At 67.9% G+C, this 3,220-nt stretch carries 3 protein-coding genes and 1 pseudogene; all 4 read right to left on the reverse strand.

What is annotated here, in order from left to right; translation table 11 throughout:
• On the reverse strand, nt 1–1,302 hold a 1,302-nt coding region (locus ACFW2E_RS44145; protein WP_384477018.1), incomplete at its 3' end, for a universal stress protein.
• A gap of 1 nt (nt 1,303) precedes the next feature.
• Nucleotides 1,304–1,987: a response regulator gene (locus tag ACFW2E_RS44150; RefSeq protein ID WP_384477022.1), complete on the reverse strand. Its 684-nt coding sequence runs from the start codon at nt 1,985–1,987 to the stop codon at nt 1,304–1,306.
• 132 nt (nt 1,988–2,119) lie between these two features.
• A complete protein-coding gene (locus tag ACFW2E_RS44155; RefSeq protein WP_384477024.1) occupies nt 2,120–2,788 on the reverse strand; it encodes a potassium-transporting ATPase subunit C in 669 nt (222 codons plus the stop codon).
• Nucleotides 2,789–2,793: 5 nt separating this feature from the next.
• Nucleotides 2,794–3,220: pseudogene (locus ACFW2E_RS44160) on the reverse strand (potassium-transporting ATPase subunit B); the annotation flags it as partial.

Raw genomic sequence — 3,220 nt, forward strand, 5'->3', positions numbered from 1 at the left:
GTCCAGGAGCGCCTCCAGGGTGGTTTCGCCCAGCAGGGCCGCCGCCACCGTCATGGTCAGGAACAGCAGCATGTCGTTGGCGAGCCCCACCTCGGGGACGAAGCTGCTCAGAAGCCAGGTCAGCAGCAGCGGTCCACCGATGCCGACCAGCCAGCCCCAGATGAGCCTGGCCCGGCCGAGCCGCGCGCCTCGGGCGGCGACCGGCAGACCGCGGCCCTTGCCCACCTCGTCGTGGGTGATGAGGTGGACGTCGAGGTCGGGTCCAGATTCCCGGGCGACGGTGGCGCCGACGCCGGGTCCGAAGACGTACTGCCAGCCCTTGCGGCGGGAGACGCCGAGGACGATCTGGGTGGCGTTGACGCCGCGGGCGAAGTCGAGCAGGGCGGCGGATATGTCGTCGCCGACGACTTGGTGGAAGGTGCCACCGAGGTCCTCGACCAGGGTGCGCTGGACGGCCAGTTCCTTCGGGGAGGCGGCGGTCAGGCCGTCGCTGCGGGAGATGTAGACGGCGAGCACCTCGCCGCCGGCGCCCTTCTCCGCCAGGCGTGTGGCTCGGCGGATCAGCGTGCGGCCCTCGGGGCCGCCGGTCAGGCCGACCACGATCCGCTCGCGGGAGCCCCAGATGGTGGAGACGCGGTGCTCGCTGCGGTACTCGGTCAGGTACGCGTCGACCCGGTCGGCCACCCACAGCAGCGCCAGCTCGCGCAGGGCGGTGAGGTTGCCGGGGCGGAAGTAGTTGGAGAGCGCTGCGTCGACCTTGTCCGGCTTGTAGATGTTGCCGTGCGCCATGCGGCGGCGCAGGGCCTGCGGGGACATGTCGACCAGCTCGATCTGGTCGGCGCGTCGTACGACCTCATCGGGGACGGTTTCGCGTTGCCGTACGCTCGTGATCGACTCCACGACGTCCCCCAGCGATTCGAGGTGCTGGATGTTGACGGTGGAGATCACGTCGATGCCGGCCGCGAGCAGTTCCTCGACGTCCTGCCAGCGCTTGGTGTTCCGGGAGCCGGGGACGTTGGTATGGGCCAGTTCGTCGACGAGAGCCACCTGGGGGCGACGGGCGAGGACCGCATCGACGTCCATCTCGGTGAAGGTGCTGTCCCGGTACTCGATCTCCCTGCGTGGCACCTGCTCCAGGCCGTGCAGCATCACCTCGGTGCGCGGCCGGCTGTGGTGCTCGACGAAGGCCACGACACAGTCGGTGCCCCGCTCCACCCGGCGGTGGGCCTCGGAGAGCATGGCGTAGGTCTTGCCGACGCCGGGTGCCGCGCCGAGGTGGATCCGGAGCTTGCCGCGTGTCATGTCATCCCTCGAAGCGGTAGCCCATGCCGGGCTCGGTGATGAGATAGCGGGGATGGGAGGGATCTGTTTCCAGTTTGCGCCGTAGTTGAGCCATGTAGACGCGCAGGTAGTTGGTCTTGTTGCTCTGCGAGACCCCCCACACCTCCTGCAGCAGGTGCTTCTGGGTGATCAGGCGGCCGGGGTTGGTGACCAGGATCTCCAGCAGGTGCCATTCGGTTGGGGTGAGGCGGACGTCCCGCCCGTCCCGTACGACTTTCTTCGCGAGCAGGTCGATGGTGAAGTCCTCTGTCTTCACGAGTTTCGTCTCGGGGGCCAGGGGCACGTCCTCGGTCCGGCGCACGGCGGCCCGCAGCCGGGCGAGCAGCTCGTCCATGCTGAAGGGCTTGGTGATGTAGTCGTCGGCACCGGCATCGAGGGCAGCGACCTTCTCGTCGGAGGACTGCCGGGCCGACAGGACCATGATCGGTACGCGGGACCAGCCGCGCAGGGCCCGGATGACGTCGACGCCGTCCATGTCGGGGAGCCCGAGGTCCAGCATCACCACGTCCGGCTGGCGCGCTGCCGCCAGGCGGAGCGCGGTGGCACCGTCGGGGGCCGCGTCGACGCCGTACTGGCGGGCCTGCAGGTTGATCACGAGGGCCCGTACGAGCTGCGGGTCGTCCTCCACCACGAGCACCCGGGTCATGGGTGTGCGCCTTTCATGTCGTACGTCGGGCCGGGGGCGTCGGACACGAGGCAACCGAGCTCACGACTGCGGGAGTTGACGGAACCAGGCTGTCTCCCGGCCGCCAACTCCCGCGCGTGTCGCGTAATCCCATCAGTGCTTCGCCACAAGGGCCTTGAGCGCAATGTTGAGTTCGAGGACGTTCACTCGAGGTTCGCCCATGAAGCCCAGGGTGCGGCCCTCTGTGTGGTCCTTCACCAGGTTCTCCACCGCGGAGACGGACAGGCCGTTCTTCACGGCGATCCGGTGGACCTGGAGTTCGGCGTAGGCCGGGGAGATGGCCGGGTCCAGGCCGGAACCGGAGGAGGTGACGGCGTCGGCGGGGACCTGGGACGGTTTGACCGTGTAGCCGGGCACCGAGTTGTCCTTGACGACCGCGGCCTTGGCGTCCTCGACCTGTTTGATCAGGTCCTTGTTGTCTGCCGAGAGGTTGGTGGCACCGGACAGGATCAGCTTGTACTGGGTGTTGACGGTGTTGGCGCCGAGGCCGTTGGCCGGGCGGCCCTGGAACCACTTGAGGTCCGGTTCCGGGGTCTCCTGGCCCTTCTTCAGCGGCAGGTTGTAGGCCTGGCCGATGAGCGAGGAGCCGACGACCTTGCCGTCCGCCTTGATCTCGGAGCCGTTCGCCTTGTCGTCGAACAGCCCCTGGGCGATGCCGGTGACGGCCAGCGGGTAGACGACGCCCGTCACCAGGGTCAGCACGAGGAGGGCTCGCAGGCCCGCCCAGAGCAACCGGGCGGTGTTGCTTACGGAGTTGTTCATGGCGGTCAGCCGATCCCGGGGATGAGGGAGATGATCATGTCGATGATCTTGATACCGATGAAGGGGGCGACCAGTCCGCCGATGCCGTAGATCGTGAGGTTGCGGCGGAGCATCCGGTCCGCGCTCACCGGCCTGTACTGCACGCCCTTCAGGGACAGCGGCACGAGCGCGATGATGATGAGCGCATTGAAGATGACGGCGGACAGGATCGCGGAGTCCGGCGAGGACAGGCCCATGATGTTGAGCTTGTCCAGGCCCGGGTAGACCGCCGCGAACAGCGCCGGGATGATCGCGAAGTACTTCGCGACGTCGTTGGCGATGGAGAACGTGGTCAGCGCGCCCCGGGTGATGAGGAGTTGCTTGCCGATCTCGACGATCTCGATGAGCTTGGTCGGGTTGGAGTCGAGGTCGACCATGTTGCCGGCCGCCTTG

Source organism: Streptomyces sp. NPDC058964, assembly GCF_042741275.1.
GTDB lineage: Bacteria > Actinomycetota > Actinomycetes > Streptomycetales > Streptomycetaceae > Streptomyces.

Coding starts and splice junctions, on each gene's coding strand:
- ACFW2E_RS44150 (WP_384477022.1), bottom strand. CDS start 1,987: ATGACCCGGGTGCTCGTGGTGGAGGACGACCCGCAGCTCGTACGGGCC.
- ACFW2E_RS44155 (WP_384477024.1), bottom strand. CDS start 2,788: ATGAACAACTCCGTAAGCAACACCGCCCGGTTGCTCTGGGCGGGCCTG.